This is a genomic window from Ezakiella massiliensis (assembly GCF_059862345.1).
This window is the reverse complement of record NZ_JCBCEO010000001.1, coordinates 332346-350005: the sequence shown is the minus strand read 5'-3', so window position 1 is coordinate 350005 and position 17660 is coordinate 332346. Positions and strand designations below refer to the sequence as shown.

The 17660-nt window shown below is 31.5% G+C and carries 16 protein-coding genes and 1 other RNA gene; 3 read left to right on the top strand and 14 right to left on the bottom strand.

Annotated features, from left to right (window positions below; translation table 11 throughout):
- Positions 1 to 66: 66 nt before the first annotated feature.
- The 7 genes from AC6FXG_RS01595 to AC6FXG_RS01565 form a co-directional block, all read right to left on the bottom strand.
- Positions 67 to 2742 (bottom strand): cation-translocating P-type ATPase, encoded by a 2676-nt coding sequence (locus AC6FXG_RS01595; RefSeq protein ID WP_500571293.1) that lies wholly within the window; start codon positions 2740 to 2742, stop codon positions 67 to 69.
- An 88-nt stretch (positions 2743 to 2830) separates the two neighbouring features.
- Positions 2831 to 4867 (bottom strand): sulfatase-like hydrolase/transferase, encoded by a 2037-nt coding sequence (locus AC6FXG_RS01590; protein ID WP_500571292.1) that lies wholly within the window; start codon positions 4865 to 4867, stop codon positions 2831 to 2833.
- The gene (locus tag AC6FXG_RS01585) at positions 4767 to 5474 is read right to left on the bottom strand and encodes a response regulator transcription factor (protein WP_500571291.1); all 708 of its coding nucleotides are present in this window, start codon (positions 5472 to 5474) and stop codon (positions 4767 to 4769) included. The genes AC6FXG_RS01590 and AC6FXG_RS01585 overlap by 101 nt, the downstream gene beginning before the upstream one ends.
- Positions 5475 to 5476: 2 nt before the next feature.
- On the bottom strand, positions 5477 to 7354 hold the full coding sequence (selB, locus tag AC6FXG_RS01580) for a selenocysteine-specific translation elongation factor (protein WP_500571290.1): 1878 nt from the start codon (positions 7352 to 7354) through the stop codon (positions 5477 to 5479).
- Positions 7351 to 8742 carry an L-seryl-tRNA(Sec) selenium transferase gene (selA, locus tag AC6FXG_RS01575; protein ID WP_500571289.1) on the bottom strand — a complete coding sequence of 464 codons (1392 nt, stop codon included), beginning with the start codon at positions 8740 to 8742 and terminating at the stop codon, positions 7351 to 7353. The genes selB and selA overlap by 4 nt, the downstream gene beginning before the upstream one ends.
- Before the next feature lie 12 nt (positions 8743 to 8754).
- Positions 8755 to 9798, bottom strand: coding sequence for a selenide, water dikinase SelD (gene selD / locus AC6FXG_RS01570; protein ID WP_500571288.1), 1044 nt, complete (start codon positions 9796 to 9798; stop codon positions 8755 to 8757).
- Complete coding sequence (locus AC6FXG_RS01565) at positions 9791 to 10366, bottom strand: ComEA family DNA-binding protein (protein WP_500571287.1); 576 nt, start codon at positions 10364 to 10366, stop codon at positions 9791 to 9793. Before AC6FXG_RS01565 ends, selD begins: the two co-directional genes overlap by 8 nt.
- A 238-nt stretch (positions 10367 to 10604) precedes the next feature.
- Between AC6FXG_RS01565 and AC6FXG_RS01560 the strand changes: the two genes are divergently transcribed.
- On the top strand, positions 10605 to 11084 hold the full coding sequence (locus AC6FXG_RS01560; RefSeq protein WP_500571286.1) for a DUF2975 domain-containing protein: 480 nt from the start codon (positions 10605 to 10607) through the stop codon (positions 11082 to 11084).
- Positions 11085 to 11093: 9 nt separating this feature from the next.
- Positions 11094 to 11312 (top strand): helix-turn-helix domain-containing protein, encoded by a 219-nt coding sequence (locus tag AC6FXG_RS01555; protein ID WP_075573669.1) that lies wholly within the window; start codon positions 11094 to 11096, stop codon positions 11310 to 11312.
- 155 nt (positions 11313 to 11467) lie between these two features.
- Here AC6FXG_RS01555 and ssrA read toward each other — a convergent pair.
- The 7 genes from ssrA to AC6FXG_RS01520 all read right to left on the bottom strand — a co-directional run bounded on the left by ssrA (position 11468) and on the right by AC6FXG_RS01520 (position 17339).
- Positions 11468 to 11827, bottom strand: a transfer-messenger RNA (tmRNA) gene (gene ssrA, locus AC6FXG_RS01550).
- A 14-nt stretch (positions 11828 to 11841) separates the two neighbouring features.
- Entirely contained in the window at positions 11842 to 12309 is a 468-nt protein-coding gene (locus tag AC6FXG_RS01545) for an ATPase (protein ID WP_075573670.1), read from the bottom strand.
- 1 nt (position 12310) lies between these two features.
- Positions 12311 to 12796, bottom strand: a complete 486-nt coding sequence (coaD, locus tag AC6FXG_RS01540; RefSeq protein WP_500571505.1) for a pantetheine-phosphate adenylyltransferase — start codon at positions 12794 to 12796, stop codon at positions 12311 to 12313.
- Positions 12771 to 13331 (bottom strand): 16S rRNA (guanine(966)-N(2))-methyltransferase RsmD, encoded by a 561-nt coding sequence (gene rsmD / locus AC6FXG_RS01535; RefSeq protein ID WP_500571285.1) that lies wholly within the window; start codon positions 13329 to 13331, stop codon positions 12771 to 12773. Before rsmD ends, coaD begins: the two co-directional genes overlap by 26 nt.
- Positions 13331 to 15346: an ATP-dependent DNA helicase RecG gene (gene recG / locus AC6FXG_RS01530; protein ID WP_500571284.1), complete on the bottom strand. Its 2016-nt coding sequence runs from the start codon at positions 15344 to 15346 to the stop codon at positions 13331 to 13333. Before recG ends, rsmD begins: the two co-directional genes overlap by 1 nt.
- The gene (locus AC6FXG_RS01525) at positions 15346 to 16974 is read right to left on the bottom strand and encodes a DAK2 domain-containing protein (RefSeq protein WP_500571283.1); all 1629 of its coding nucleotides are present in this window, start codon (positions 16972 to 16974) and stop codon (positions 15346 to 15348) included. Before AC6FXG_RS01525 ends, recG begins: the two co-directional genes overlap by 1 nt.
- An 8-nt stretch (positions 16975 to 16982) precedes the next feature.
- On the bottom strand, positions 16983 to 17339 hold the full coding sequence (locus AC6FXG_RS01520; protein WP_075573675.1) for an Asp23/Gls24 family envelope stress response protein: 357 nt from the start codon (positions 17337 to 17339) through the stop codon (positions 16983 to 16985).
- 137 nt (positions 17340 to 17476) lie between these two features.
- On the opposite strand from AC6FXG_RS01520, the gene rpmB reads away from it, so the two are divergent.
- Entirely contained in the window at positions 17477 to 17656 is a 180-nt protein-coding gene (gene rpmB, locus AC6FXG_RS01515; protein ID WP_075573676.1) for a 50S ribosomal protein L28, read from the top strand.
- The last annotated feature ends 4 nt before the right edge of the window (positions 17657 to 17660 follow it).

The following is a 17660-nucleotide window of genomic DNA, read 5'->3' as shown; positions in this document are numbered from 1 at the left end:
AACTGCTTACACTCCCAATAATATGCAAAGAAAGCAATTTGTTGTATTATTTTAATATTTATATTTCTATTGTTTAACATTTCTGAAAACTTTAACCAACTCACCTATGATGAATGGTATAAAGGCGAAGGATAATACAATCTCCCAATCCTTAAATCCTAATTGGAATGTGTCAAATATATCGTGAAGGAATGGAATATATAACACTGCTATTAACATTGAAAAACTTATTAAGATAGCATATACCATTTTCATATTTGATTTAATGCCAATTTTCCAAATAGGCCTATCAAATGATCTACTTGAAAATGCTCTTAGCAATTCACTAGTTATCAAAGTTGCAAATACAATCGTCCTTGAATGAGTAATTGATTCTGGATAAAGTTTTGTAGCATAATAAAATGCTAAAAGTGAAGCCACTGTAATTGCTAAAGATTGAAGTACAATTGCTACGCCCATTTTTTTAGTTATAATTGGATCATCCTTTGATCTTGGTTTTTCATCCATAATTCCAGGTTCCCCAGGCTCTACACCTAAAGCTAATGCAGGAAGTGAATCTGTAACTAAATTTAACCACAATAAGTGTATAGGCTTTAGTGGCTCTTCCATACCTAGGAGCATAGCAAAGAATACAATTAAAATTTCACCAATATTGCATGATAGTAAAAATGCAACAAACTTTTGGATATTGGCAAATATAATTCTGCCCTCTTCTACTGCATTTACAATACTTGCAAAGTTATCGTCTGTAAGAACCATGTCAGCTGTATTTTTTGCAACGTCTGTACCAGTTATGCCCATAGATATACCAATATCTGCCCTCTTGATTGCAAGGGCATCATTAACACCATCACCTGTCATTGCGACAATCTCTCCATTTTCTCTTAAAGCATTAACTATTTTTACTTTTTGCTCTGGACTTACACGTGAATATACCTTAATCCTCTTAACTAATTCATTGTATTCTGAATCTGCTATTGTCGATAATTCTGATCCAGAAATTGTTTCATTATGATTTTCACAGATACCGAGCTCTTTGGCAATTTGGAATGCAGTCTCTCTGTGGTCACCAGTTATCATAACAGTATGAATTCCTGCTCTCTTACATTCTTCAATAGCTTGCATTGCTTCTGTTCTTGGTGGATCAATCATTCCTGTTAATCCAACAAAAATTAGATTTTCTTCATTCTTGTCTATATTTTTAAAGTCATCCTTATTTATAATCTTTATTGCAAAACCTAGAACTCTAAGTGCATCAGATGCAAAAGTTGAATTAGCTTTTAAAATATCCACTCTGTGTTCATCTGTTATTTCTTTAAATTCACCATCTATATAAATGTATTTACAATTAGATAAAACAATATCCGGTGCGCCTTTTGTATATTGAATAATCCTATCATCAACCTCATGGAAAGTAGACATCATCTTTCTATCTGAGTCAAATGGAATTTCGTCAATTCTTGGTTGTTCAGCTTCAACCTCATCTTCTAAAAAGCCAGCTTTACCGGCAAACGTTATTAAGGCACCCTCTGTTGGATCTCCCATAATTGTATAAATATTATTGTTTTCTAATAAATTTGCATCATTATTTAATATACATGCATATAAGAGAGCTTTAAGATTGTTTAGCTCATCGTGAGTTAACTCATTGCCCTGATTTAAAATTTGTCCTTCTGGTTCATAACCAATGCCAGTGACATCATAGAACTTACCGTCTGAGTAAACTTTTTTTACCGTCATTTCATTTTGTGTAAGAGTTCCTGTTTTATCAGAGCAAATATAGGTTGTACTTCCTAAAGTTTCTACAGCTAGAAGTTTTTTAACTATTGCATTTTTCTTTACCATCCTGCCCATTCCAATTGCAAGAACAATTGTTACTATAGCAGGCAATCCTTCAGGTATAGCTGCAACAGCAAGTGAAACAGATACAAGCAGCATATCAATAACTTCACGTTTTTGAATTAAGCCTAGGGCAAATACAATTGCACAAATAATAATTGTTAAAATTCCAAGTTTCTTGCCAAGCTTATCCAACTTATTTTGAAGAGGGGTTAAGTCATCTTCAATCTCTTCAATCATAGTCGCAATTTTCCCAATTTCAGTATCATGACTTGTACCTACTACAACACCCTTACCTCTTCCGTAAGTTACAATTGTAGACATATAAGCCATATTTACCCTATCACCAAGTGTAGCATTGTTATCTAAAATAGCTTCAGAATTTTTTTCAACTGCAACGCTCTCTCCGGTTAGACTTGATTCATCCACTTTTAAATTACTAGAAGTAAATAATCTCAAGTCCGCTGGTATAATATCCCCAGCTTCTAAGATAACAATATCCCCTGGGACTAATTCTCTTGCTGGGACTACTGTTTTTTTGCCATCTCTTATGACTTTAGCCTCAGGTGCGCTCATTTGCTTTAAACTTTCTAAAGATTTTTCCGCTTGACCTTCTTGGTAAATAGAAAGAAAAGCATTTAATATTACAATTGCCAAAATAACAATTGCGTCAACCCTTTCTCCAGCAGCAATTGAAATTATAGCTGCAGCAATAAGTATAATGATCATAAAATCTTTAAACTGATCAATAAATTTTTGGAGAAAAGTTTTTCTTTTTTTGTCTTGAAATTCATTTAAGCCATATTTTTCTAATCTTTCCTTGGCTTCTACAGTACTTAAGCCATCAGACGCCATAGAATCAAGCTCTTTTAGAACATCAATAGACCTTTGATTGTGATACATATTACCCTCCTTATCTACATATTGATACCATTTATAGATATATTTAAATCAATAAAAGCCACAAAAAATAAATTTTGCGGCTTTTTGTTTATAAAGTATCCGTATAAATCATTTTTACTCCCTCATTTAGGAGTTTATTTGCATCTTCTAGATAGTTTACTGTATGAACAAACACCTTTATATTGTTGTCGATCAATTTCTTTCCAATACCCGTTTTATATTTTTCTTCATTCATTGTTATAGCAAAAATCTTTTTACTTTTTGCAAAATCAATCACAGTTTGATCTGATACATCTCTTCTGTATAAAGTATATATGATATTTTTAAAACCTTTATTGTATACATAATCATATTCATTAGCTTTATAAATTTGAATAATAATCCTATCTAAATCTTTAAAACCAGAGTTAATTATCTCTTGAATAAGTTCTTTATTATCTCCCTTGCAATCTGTAATTATATAGGCATCCTTATGAATGTTTAGCCAATTAGTTACATCTTTCACATCCATTTGCTTATAACCGTGAACTTCTTTAAAATTCATAAAATCACTATATAAAAAAGGATGATAGTTATTTTTTTCTCCCTTAATAGGGTCAATATCAAAAAATTTCTTTAAAAACCCATCCCAAGAGTGAATACAAACATACTTTCCATCTTTAGTTTTTTCAAAATCAATTTCAAAAAATCTTTTCCCATTCTTATAGTTATGATCCAGTGCATCCTGCATATTTGAATATCCAAGTCCAGCAATCTCTCCTCCTGCATGCATAATTGACTTATCTGAAGGCAAACTCATTTTCTGTTTTTTTCTGTAATTTAATAAAAGCTCTTCCATTATATCCAAATCACACAAACCATTTGAAAAATCAATTTGACTAATAGCATTTTGAGACTTCGTCAAGTATTCTTTTGGATCAATGGCCTTATTCTCAGCAAGATCAAAGGCCTGATATTTAATGTTTATTTTATTTACAACAAACAGTATATTATCACTCAAAAATGAACCCTTTGAGAGTTTATTCTGAAAATAGAGGTCTCTTTTTTCTAGATTTGGATTAAATAAAACCTGACCCATCATAGGATATGTGTTTTTATTTAATCCAATAAGGTGTAATATACTTGGCATTACATCAATCTCAGATGATCTATGATTAAAGACTTTTGATTTAACGCTCGAATTAGTCCTTACAATAAATGGTACATTTAAGCTTTTAATTGTATTATTTATTTCTCCTTTAGAGTCCGTGGAATTAAATACAGGCCTACCATTACCTCCATAAATTAATAATGTAACATTTTTATTTTTCTCTTCAATTAAATTAAGAAGTTCTCCAATTTTTTTGTCCATATAATTTAAATACAAGATATCTGATGCAAAATCATTCTTTTCTTGTAATTTAAAATCATCATTAGCTTCATAATAAGAAGATGAATCTGTCAAAGCATATATAAAGTTTTTATTCTCTTCAACAGAACTCATTATCCTATCAAATAGCTTTTCATTGTATGAGCCAAAATAGTATATATCTTTAAATCCTTGAGACTTTGCAATTTCTATTTTTTTAGGAGAATACAATTTATTTGCGAACAAATACTTTGTATTATAGCCTTCCTCAGCTAAAATCTTTGGAAGTTCTCTTGTTTTTTTGCTTAAATTTCTTTCAAGACTATCTGTATTTGGATGTGGATATAGTGAATTTAAAACAGAAAATTCACTCTCGTTACTTGCAGGTAATGAAGTCTCGTAGAAATTATCGAAGTAAAAAGTACCCTTTTCTTCTTTTAATAATTTATTTATATTAGGTAAAATTTCAACATCATTGTATTTCTTATTAATATAAGCGTTAGTAAGCCTATCAACCTGTAATAGTATTATAGAATTATCCTTTGAAATACCCTTATATTCACTTTCTACATCTAGTTTCGTTAAATATTTGTCATAACCTGTGTAATCAATCTCTTCAGCATAAATAGTACTAAAGCCCAAGATTAATACGAATAACAATATAAATTCTCTAAGCCTATTTATTTTCATTATTTTCCTCTGCATTATCATTATCAAAATAGTATCCAATTCCCCATTTTGTTTTAATATACTGAGGATTTTTGCTATCTTCTTCAATTTTTTCTCTCAGTCTTCTAATATGAACATCAATGCTTCGCAAATCACCAAAGTATTGATATCCCCACACTTCTGTCATTAGATCTTCTCTAGAATAGACAGTACCAGCTTTTGAAGAAAGGACATACAATAAGTCAAACTCTTTTCCTGTTAAACTTACAACCTCGTCTCCTCTTACAAGCGTCCTACCAACTGTTCTTAGACGATAATTGCCAAATGTAATATCTTTATCATTATTTATATCAGCACTCTTAACTCTTCTTAAGATGGCTTTAATCCTCACTTTTAATTCCAAAATATTAAATGGCTTTACTAAATAATCATCAGCACCATATTCAAAAGCTAAGATTTTGTTTATCTCATCTTTATTTTTAGTTGTTACTAAAATTGGTATATCCGTTATTGACCTTAATTTTTGAACTAAAACTAAATCAGATGAACCTTCGCTTTCTGGCTCCAAAAGAATCATGTCAAAAGTATTAATTGAAAGCCTATGCTTGGCCTCTTTAAAGGAAGCAGATAAATCTACAGTATAATTATCCTGTGTCAATGAATATTGAAGATTTGTGCTAGAAATAACATCATTATCAACTATTAAAATCCTCAAATCTATACCCCCTTCTTTATAAGAATTCTTTCATCACCAACTCTTTTTGTAACTTTCTTTGAATCAAAATATTCCAATAAAGCTACAGCTGTCTTCCTGTTTGTATCAAGTGCATCACGAAGCATTTTTACATCAATCTTTTCATTGCTATTGAATAATTTTACTAAATCATCCTGAGCTTTTAAAAGATCAGAGTATAACAATACTTCTCCATCTAATTCCACTAATATTTTATCGAAAATAATAGCGGCAATTAAATCCATACCAACTCCCAGCTCATCTTTTTTATAAGTCCTATATTCTTTAGACATTAGTTCTTTTATAGACTCAATTTGCTTATTTTGAGCCTCAGTATATTCACGAACAAACTTAGTTAATTTTATAACATTGCCCACTCTTTCAATCTCAGAGTCATTAATAATTAATTGAATTAGAGTATCTTGATTTTTTGTATCAATTCCCTTAAAAAATCTTGTCCTAATTTCCTCAATTGAAACACCGACATTTAGAGGATTGCTATCATGGAATTTTTCAAGATACTCTATAATATCACTAGTTTTTTGAACAATATAGTTCTTTGCAACTATTATATTATTTACAAAAACAACTAAACCATTATCTTCCAGTTCTTCTACAAGCTTGAAGGAATCTTCATTGTTAACATTTAGAGATTTCGTAAACATATCAAATTCTATTTCGTTTCCATGCTCTTTGATAATAGCAAGAGCAGTTTTAGATAAATCTTCACCTGCTTTATCTTCAAGTAACCTAATGCCTTCTTCTCTAAATCTACGTTTTCTCTTAGGCTTTACTTCAAGAATTTCTCCGCCACCTATAGTAATTACAGGGCTAAAAAATCTTATTATAAATTTATCTTCTCTTCTTGCAACAATTTCTTCTTCAAGTTGCAATTGGCAAAAGCATTCTTCTCCAGGCTTTAGTTCATCCCTATCTAAGAGATTTACTCTAGCAAAAGTTTCCTTGCTTGCTACATGAAATCTAACTCTGGATTTATTTTTTACAGTAAATAAAGAATCTTTTAAGACCTTCAGCTTAACATCAATCAACCTGCTCACAAGCAAATGATCTTTAATAGATATTACTGATCCTCTACTAATATCATCTTTTTTGACATTATTTAAATTTATAGCAACTCTTTGAGAGCTATAACTCTTATCAGTATCCTCACCGTGAACTTGAATTGAGCGAATCTTGCTCTCAATATTTTCCGGATAAATAAACACATCTTGGTTTACTTCAAAAGTTCCTTCAATTTGAGTTCCCGTAATAACTGTACCAATACCTTTTAAGACAAATACCCTATCTATTGGGATAATTCCTGGAGATTCAGATGTAATATCTTCGATAAGCTCAGATTTTTTAGATATCATTTCTTTAAGCTCATCAATGCCTTCATTAGTTTTCGAACTAACCACAACTACTGGTGAATCTTTTAGAAAGGACTCTGAAAGTTGGTCTTTAACATCATCAACAACTAATTCTAGCCAGTCTTTATCTACCATATCAGACTTGGTTATTACAACGATTCCCTCTTTTACTCCCAATAAATCTAAAATATTGATATGCTCAATCGTTTGAGGCATAATTCCTTCATCTGCGGCTATTACGAGTAAAACCATATCCATGCCATGTACACCAGATAGCATATTGGTTACAAACTTTTCATGACCGGGAACATCGATAATGCCGACTCTTATTCCAGTATTTGGATCATCATAATAGGTAAAACCTAAATCAATGGTAATACCTCTCCTGGTCTCTTCTTCCAGCCTGTCTGTATTCCTACCTGTTAAAGCCCTAATTAAGCTCGTCTTACCATGATCGATATGGCCGGCAGTTCCTATTATAAAATGTTTCATAATCTATCCCTCATATCCTCGAAAGCCTTGCAAATAATTTCAATATCATTATCCAACAACGTTCTAGGATCTATAATATATTTGCCATCATTAACTCGTCCAACAATTCCAATTTTATAGTTTCTCATGAATTCATCAATTTTATGTTCAGATATATTTGATGCTGAAATTTGAACTACAAATGTTGGCAATTTTTCAGTTGGAAGACTTCCGCCACCAACTTCACTGTAATCCTCACAAATATTTGCTTGTAATCCTTCGAATTTTAAAGCATCAATCTTATTCTTAATATCTGTAGATCTTTTCTTTAATTCATCAATTGGTAAAGTAAGCATATTTAATGTTGGAATATTTTTATGAGCCTTATCCCTATCAATATATTCTTTCAATACCTCTTCTAAAAGTTTTAAAGTCATCTTATCAACTCTTAGAGCTCTGGTCATAGGATTCTTTTTTAAAGCGTCAATATATTTTTTCTTTCCAACAATTATACCAGCCTGTGGACCACCAAGTAATTTGTCACCACTAAACGTAATGATATCAATTCCAGCATTTATAGAATCCATTACAGTCGGCTCATGCATCAATCCATACTTTTCTAAATCTACAAATACCCCACTACCTAAATCTTCTATTAATGGCAGATTATATTTATCAGCTAATTCTTTTAGCTCAGTTGAAGATACACCCTCAGTAAATCCAACTACCTTGTAGTTAGAAGTATGAACTTTTAGGATAACTTTTGTATCTTCGTTTATTGCTCTTTCGTAATCATATAAATGAGTTTTGTTAGTTGTTCCAATTTCTTTAAGTTTACATCCACTAAATTCCATTACATCAGGAATTCTAAATGATCCACCAATCTCAATTAGCTCACCACGACTAATTATGGCTTCTCCGCCTTTAGCGAATTCAGACAAGACTAAAAATACAGCCGCAGCATTATTATTAACGACCAAAGCAGCTTCTGTACCAGTAATATTTGTAATAAGCTCTTCGATATTGGTATACCTTAATCCTCGTTTACCAGTATGAATATCGTACTCAAGATTAGAATAGTGAGTTAATATATCAACTAAAGATTTCGCCATCCTCTCACTTATAACAGACCTACCTAAATTGGTATGAATTACTGTTCCAGTTGCATTAACAAGCCTTCTAAGCCTTGGAGCTAAATAGTTATTGCAATCATTTACAATATTTACTTCTAAATTTCTAATCTCGGCTTTAATTTCATCCTCACTTTTATTATCCTTGATCATATTTCTTATTCCATTGAGTCTATCATTTATTATCGATTTGATAAACTCAACTGAATATTGATCAGATAGTTTTTTTACTTGATTATTCTCAAGAATCTCATCCATTTTTGGAATCAACCTATACATTAAACTCTCCTTTTATTTTAAATAAATCCTCTTATCAGATTTTGGTATGACTTCACCAATTACTGAACCCTTGTATGGTGAATCATTTAAAACCTTCAAAATCTCTTTAACATTTTTTTCTTCCGTTGCAATTAAGAGGCCACCACTTGTCTCAGGATCAAAAACTAAATCGTCAGTTGTATCTGTGTATAAAGATTCATAGCGATTTGAAAAATATTTCTTATTATCGTAAGCTCCCTTAGGAACAAGTCCCATGCTTGCAAAGGTTCTGGCAGAAGTCATAACATTTAAATCATCAGCATAAAGGTTGCAGGATAAATCTGCTCCCTCCATCATTTCTATTAAGTGACCACCAATACCAAAACCTGTTATATCAGTAAGAGCATTTGCTCCTCCGCCTCTTCTTATAGCATTTAATCCAAATTCATTTAAGGTGCTCATGGACTTTACGGCCTCTTCAATATCAGACTCGTTAGCAATTCCACCCTTTATAGCAGTATTAATAATACCAGCACCAATTGGTTTAGTCATAATTAATAAATCACCAACTTTTGCACCGCTATTAGTAATTAATTCTTCTTTTTTGCAAAATCCATTAACACTAAGTCCATATTTAGGTTCATCATCTTGAACTGTATGGCCACCAACAACCAAGCAATTAGCTTCCATAATCTTGTCATAACCGCCACGTAAAATTTCAGCCAAAATTTCAGGGTCTAAGCAAGATGGGAAGCAAACTATATTCATAGCCATCTTAGGATATCCGCCCATTGCATAGACGTCACTTAAAGAGTTTGCGGCAGCAATTTGTCCAAACAAATATGGGTCATCAACTATCGGTGTAAAAAAATCAAGTGTTGTGATTAAATATTCTCCATTTTGTAAATCGTATACAGCAGCATCATCAGATGTTTCAATACCTACAACAAGTCTATTGTCATTAATCCTATTTTTATTTATACCGCTCAAAACCTGAGCGAGAATGTCTGGTCCGACTTTAGCGGCTCATCCGCTAGTCTTAGCATATGAAGTTAATTTAACATCAAATTTACTCATAAATATTTCCTCCTATTGAAATCATTCCTTTAAAAGAATCAAGTTTTTTCTTTCCTATTCCCGGAACATTTAATAGATCATTAAAATCCTCAAATTCATTCTCTTCCCTATATTTAATAATTGAATCAGCAGTTTTTTCGCCAACTGACGGAAGTTTCATAAGCTCTTCTTTGGACCCAGTATTTAAGTCAACAATAACTTCACTATCCGATGAGCTTGACGAAAGGCTTTTTATATTTACCTTGTCATCCTTATTTGGAATGTAAACTTTACTTCCATCTCTTAATTTTTCAGCTAAATTCACTGCCTCTTGATTGGCATCAACAGTAAATCCTCCTGCTTCATTGACAAGATCTATTACTCTTGAACCAGACTCCATTTCATAAACACCACTCCTTAAAACTTCTCCAGTAATATGGACAAAAATTTTAGAGTTTTCATTATCGGATACAGAATCTACAGATTTGTTATCATTTAAATTAAGTTTTAAATCATATTCGCTTAGGTCTTCTTGATTAGAACAAGAACTAAAAAGAAAACATAATAATAAAATAAATAACCTCTTCATCCGCTATCCTCCTAGTTTTATAATAGCATAATTATGAATAAATTGCAATAAATTTTCGATTTATATTCGACTATATAATTCATAAAAATGATATCTTTATCGTTTCAAAATTATTTTTTAATATTTAAATTAATAAATAATTTTTTTATTTTAAAAGATTTTATTGTTAATTTACGCAAAATATTTATTGACTTACAATAAATATAGGTGTATAATTATTTAAAACAAGGAGGTTATTATGGAAATAAGAAAACTGTCTAAACTTTTAAAAATTATATTAACAGGCTTGTTCATATTAAGCATTATCCTCTATGCTTTTGTCATACCATTGATTGGTAAAACAATTGCAGAGGCAAACCTTGAATTTTCTAGCTGGTACCTACCCTGGCTTATATTTCTAAGTCTTACCGGTGTACCTGTGTTTATGGCATTATTTTATTCAGCAAAAATATCAAAAAATATTTCTAATGACTTAGCTTTTACTGAAGAGAATTCGAAATATTTAAAGCATATTTCAAAGCTAGCCCTAATAGATTCAATATTCTTTTTTCTAGGAAATATTGCCATGCTTTTGTTCAATATGAATCATCCATCTGTCCTTATACTATCTTTTTGGGTGTCTTTTCTTGGCCTAAGCCTATATGTAATATTTTTACTTCTATCATATTTTGTAGGTAAAGCTGCTATACTAAAAGATGAAAACGATCTGACTATTTAAGGAGGACTTATGGAAGGAGAAATCATTTTCAATATCGATGTTATGTTGGCAAAAAGAAAAATGTCTGTAACTGAATTATCAAATAAAATTGGAATTACAATGTCAAATGTTTCAATACTAAAAAATGGAAAGGCTAAGGCAGTAAAGGTCTCAACTCTTGCTAAATTATGCGAGGCTCTAGACTGTCAACCAGGTGATTTATTGGTATATAAAAAAAATAACGAATAAATTTAATGGCTAGAATAACTCTAGCCATTTTATTTTTCTTTTAAATATCCAGTACATACAATATATAAAAGCCATATTTTAAAAAATGCTTTGTGAAGTTATATTTTAAATCTGCAAACAAAAAAAGAAGTGCTTAGAACACTTCCTTATCTTTCTGGTGGAGATGATGGGAGTCGAACCCATGTCCGAAAACCCCTTCTAAAGAACTTCTCCGAGTGCAGAGAATTTTAAAAGTTCTTTTCTCAATATAAATCCACAAAATATTTAAGAATATAGCTTTTATAATAAATTAATATGCCAAAAGCAATGCATATTAATTCAACTCGTCATAATTAAGATCTCAAAACTCGTACGAGAGATAGAGAGTGAGATTCGCCGCAATTAAACTAAGCAGCTAGTGCAAAACTTCTATTGTTGTCTGCATTTAAATTTAGGTGCTCTTTTTTAACGTAGTTTCGCGAACTACGACTCGCTTTTCCTTAGAACAAGATCCCCGTCGAAGCCAAGTCATCCCCAAATAAAACAGAAATTATTCTTCTGTTTTAATGCTGTTACTCATTTGAGCTAGTTGACGTCTGTTGTCATTTAAAGTTTCTATAACTTTTTTTAACTCTTCTTGAGTTTCTAATAACAACTTATCTGAGTAATTTATACTACCAAGAGTCATTTGTTTTGACTTATCTTTTGTTTCGGTCATTAATTTTTGTGCTTGGCTCTTTGCTTCAACCATAACACTATCTTCACTTAAGAGTTTGCTCAATTCGACCTTAGCATCATTGATAACCTTTTCGCCATCAAGTCTTGCTTCATTTAAAATTCTTTCTCTTTCTTCTTTGATCCATGTTGCTTGCTTTATTTCATCAGGCAATTTTAACCTAAGTTCACTAATTAGTTCTAAAATTTCTTCCTTGTCAACAGCAACTTTATTGCTTAAAAATGCTGTTTTTGCACCTTCAACCACATCTTCAATTTCGTTGATAATTTCAATAACGTCCATTTTATACCTCCTTCGAGAATTTTTCTTTGAGTTTTATATTTACATTGACTGGCACAAAATCTTGAAGATTGCCATCAAAATGTGCAATTTCTTTTACAAGACTTGAGCTTAAATAAGAATACTTACTATTAGATACTAAAAATATAGTCTCTATTTCATCATATAATTTTTTATTAGCTAGAGCCATCTGAAGCTCATACTCATAATCACTTACAGCTCTTAAACCCCTAATTATAACATCAGCTTTAACTTCTTTTGCATAATTAATTAAGAGTCCATCGAATGGTTCAACAATAATATTATCATATTCTTTTATATTTTCTTTAATCATTTCGATTCTTTCTTCTGAGCTAAAAAGCGATTTTTTTGATACGTTATTCAAAACAGCTACTCTTAGCTCATCAAAAAGCTTTGCACCCCTAAAAATAATATCGAGGTGACCATTTGTAATTGGATCAAAGCTACCTGGATAAACTGCTCTCATTATTTACCTCTAGAATTATTACCTTTCGTTTTCCATATTTACGAAACTTAATCAATTGGTAACCTTCAAAAGATTCGTTTAAATCATCTACCGTTTCTATAATAATTTTAGTATTATTATCTATTATATCAGATTTATTTAAAAATTCCAATACATCATTTAATAATTCTTTATCATCGTATGGTGGATCAATATAAATATAATCAAAAGCATGGCCAGTATAAGACTTTATAAATCTTAGTGCATCTAATTTATAAACTTTTTGATTGATTATTTTTAGCTTTTCTAGATTCGCATTTATGGACTCTATAGCCTTAAAATTTTTATCAACAAATACTGCCTCTGATGCACCCCTACTTAAAAATTCAATTCCAATTTGTCCACTGCCAGCAAATATATCTAATACACTTGATTGATTTTTTATAGGTCCAATCAGATTAAAAATATTTTCTTTTAGCATATCATCCGTCGGCCTTGTCGTTAGACCTTTTGGTGCACTTAGTTTTGCTCCTCTATGTTTTCCACTTATTACCCTCACTAGCTAATCTCCTGGGCATAATCGCCAATAAATTCTTTGTTATTTACTAATATTTGTTTCCATTCAGTATCATCTTTTGACATTGCATATTTTTCATAATCTCTCTTCGCAATTAATATAAGATCCATGTCTCTTTCAAAGTCCAAGAACTTTAATTTTTGTCTGCCGTGTTGCCTTAAACCTAAAAATTCTCCTGGTCCTCTTAGTCGTAAATCTTCTTTTGCAATTTCAAAACCATCATCAGTCCTCTCCATAGTTTTAATTCTTGCATAGGACTCCTCAGATTTAGAAGTGTTGATTAATAAACAATATGACTTATGCTCGCCTCTGCCAACTCTTCCCCTCAATTGATGGAGTTGTGACAAGCCAAATCTTTCAGCATTCATAATTACCATACAAGTTGCGTTTGGCACATCAATTCCTACCTCGATTACAGTTGTGGATACCAAAATATTTATCTTTCCCTGATAAAATTCAGACATAATTTCATCTTTATCGTCAGTTTTTGTCCTGCCTGTAACAAGGTCTACTCTATAATTTGAAAAAATGTCTTTAAGATCAGCGTGTAAATCTTCTGCTGATTTTAAATTTGTTTTCTCGCTTTCTTCTATAAGAGGACATACAAAATATACCTGTCTGCCTTTTTTTATTTCATTTAATACAAATTCGTATACAGAAGATATTTGACTTTCATTTAAAGCATATGTTTCTATTTTTTGCCTACCCTCAGGCATAGTACGTATTTCGCTGATCTCCATCTCGCCATACAAAATAAGAGCAAGACTTCTAGGAATAGGGGTAGCGCTCATTAATAGTAAATTTATTCCTGCAGTTTTCTCAGCCAATATTCTTCTTTGCATAACTCCAAAACGGTGTTGTTCGTCAATGGCAACAAATCCAATATTTTTAAATTTCACATCATCACTCAGTAGAGAATGTGTCCCAACAATAACATCAATATTTCCCGCTTCAAGTTCTGATAATATTTTTTCTCTTTCTGACTTCTTTATCTTTGATGTTAAAAGAGCTACATTAAAACCAAATCTATCAGTTAAAGCTTTTAACTTTACATAATTTTGCTCAGCGAGAATTGCTGTTGGCGCCATAAAGGCAGCCTGGTAACCAGAGGCTACAGTCTTTACAATTGCATATTGGGCAACAACAGTTTTACCACTTCCGACATCGCCTTGAAGTAATCTTGACATTTTAATGTCTGATTCTAAATCCTCTTTAATTTCTACAAGGCTAGATTTTTGGCCGTCTGTAAGTTTAAATGGTAAAAATCTTAAAAAGTCTCTCTCCTCTTCAGTGTCTTTTAAAGAAACACCAGGATTATTTTTAAATAATTTATTCCCATCTGAAGTTGAGACTAAAATTGAAAAAGCTTCTACATAAGCCATCAATGACATAGCCTTGTTGGCTTCATCCATCGATTCTGGAAAATGAATCATTCTAAGTAGTGTTTTCATTGGCGGAATGTTGTGAGCATCCCTTAATGATTTAGGAGCAAGCTCAAACTCTTGCCACTGATCTAAAGCCTGCGAAATATATGATCTTAAAACTTTGTTGGTTAAATCTTTGGTAAGCGGATAAACTGGTACAATCGATCCGATGTTCTCATCAATTTTTGAAGAAAAAATTGGAGAATTCATCGTAATCTCTGATTTAAAAGTTTTTATCCTTCCAAATAGATAATACCATTCTCCAATTTTAAAATTATTTTTGGCCCAATACTGGTTAAAAAAAGAAATATTAATAACTTGATAACCGTCACTTGCAACAAAATTTACAATAGTCATTTTATTGTTGATACGTTTAATTGGCTCTCTACGTGTTATTTTTACATGAATCAAAGCATCCTCGCCGTCTCTTACTTGATCCAAATTAAGTACAGTTTTTCTATCCTCATAATAATTAGGAGCATAAAAGACAAGGTCATTTAAGTTATTAATATTCAATTTCTCAAGTAACTTAATACGTTTAGGCCCAAGTCCCTTTATGCTCCCAAAGCTCATTATTCAATACTCAACAAATAATAATATACAGGTTGGTCTCCCCTTGCAGATTCAATATCTATATCAGGATAAGCTTCTGAAAGGTTCGCAACATCTTCTTCTAAAGTCGCATCATCAATTTCATCTCCCGCAAATAAAGTTACTATAGATGTATCTTCATCAACAGCTGATTCGATTGCTGCCTTTAAAACGCCATATCTATCGCTATCACTTGCCACAATATCCTTTTCTATTATAGCCATGTAGTCGCCTTTTTTAATTTCCCTTCCATCAATAACTGTATCTCTTACAGCATAAGTTATTGCACCACTTTTAACTTCTTCCAATGATTTGGTCATAGTTTCAGTTATTGTATTCAAATCTAAACTATCATCGTAATTGATGAGAGCTTGTATACCCTGTGGGATTGTCCTTGTAGGAATTACAATTATATTCTTATCAGAAACATCGCAAACATTTTCTGCAGTTAAAATTATATTGGAATTATTTGGCAATATAAAAATATTATCTGCATTGATACTATCAACAGCCTTGATAAAATCCTCAACACTTGGATTCATTGTTTGTCCACCCAATACAACCTTATCTGCACCAAGGTCTAAAAATAAATTTTTAATACCTTCACCTGCAGCAACAGCTATAAAAGCATTCTCCTTGTGTTCTAAGTCTCCAGGATTGATCATTTCTTCTTTAATATGGTCATCATGTCTAGCCCTTACTTCAGCATTTTGAAGCCTCATATTATCAGCTTTAACACCGGTTATATAACCATATTCAAGACCTATTTCAAAAGCCTTGCCTGGATGATTTGTATGAACGTGAATTTTTATAATATCATCATTTTTTACACAAACTAACGAATCACCAAAATCTAAAAGTCTGTGTTTTAATAAATCAAGGTCATCAAAATCCGTATGAATCATAAACTCAGTACAATAACCATACTTAATGCTTTCATCAAACTCTAAATTGATTGTAGGCTCAATAACTGGTGCAGCAATTTCATAATCAATCTCTTTTCCAATAAAACCAAAATAGAATCCTTCCAATATGACCATTAAACCCTTACCACCTGAGTCAACTACGCCAGCTTCTTTTAAAACTGGTAGCAAATTAGGTGTATTATCCAATGATTTTTGTCCTACATCAAGGCAAGCTTTAAAAAATTCAACTGTATCATCAAATTTTCTATGAGATTTTTCAGCGTATTCAGCTATCTCCCTAATTACAGTTAATATTGTTCCTTCTGTAGGCTTCATTACAGCCTTATATGCAACTTCTTTTGCACTTGTTAATGCATGGCTCATTGTACTGACATCTATAGTTTTTTTATCAGCTATACCTTGTGAAAGTCCACGTAAAATTTGAGATAAAATTACGCCTGAGTTTCCTCTTGCTCCCATTAGAGCACCCTTGCTTAATGCTTTTGCAATATCACCACAGTTATCGCTATCTTCAGAGAGAGCATGCTCACTTGCAGATTTTATAGTCAAAAACATATTAATACCAGTATCTCCATCTGGTACTGGAAAAACATTAAGAGCGTTAACCAAATCCTTATTCACATCAAGATTAGCAACAGCATTCTTAATGCCATTTTTAAACATATTTGCATCTATATACTTCATAATACCTCCTATTTGTTCGTTCTTATTCCTTGAACAAATAAGTTTACATCCCTAACTTCTAAACCAGTTTGCTTTTCAACATTAAATCTTACCTTTTCAATAAGATTTTCAGATACAACTGCGATATTTATCCCATATTGTATAATAATATGAATATCTATATTAACAAATGTTTCTTCTGATGTAACTTTAATGCCCTTAGAAAGATTCTTAAAACTCAAAAGTTCAAAAATTCCATCTGTCGCATTTTTAGCAGCCATTCCAACAACTCCGTATGTCTCCATTGCAGAAATACCTGCAATTATAGCAACTGCATTGTCAGAAATAGTAATTTTTCCATAATCGGTAATTATTTTAGCACTCATAATAGACTCCTTTATATGATATTCTTCCCCTCTATTTTATAATATTTTAATATATTATTCAAGTTATTAAAAATATAGCTTGATTTTTAGCTAAATATATTGTAGAATATATATGTTAAATAAGAGGAGGTGTAATTATGGCAAGAGTATGTGATGTATGTGGAAAAGGCAAAGAATTTGGTAACAAAGTTAGCCACTCCAAAAGAAACTCTCGTAGATCTTGGGCTCCTAATCTTAGAAGAATTCGCGTCGTTGAAGACGGAACAGCTAAGAGAATTAAAGTATGCACAAGTTGCTTAGGAAAAGCTGAATTTTAAGAAA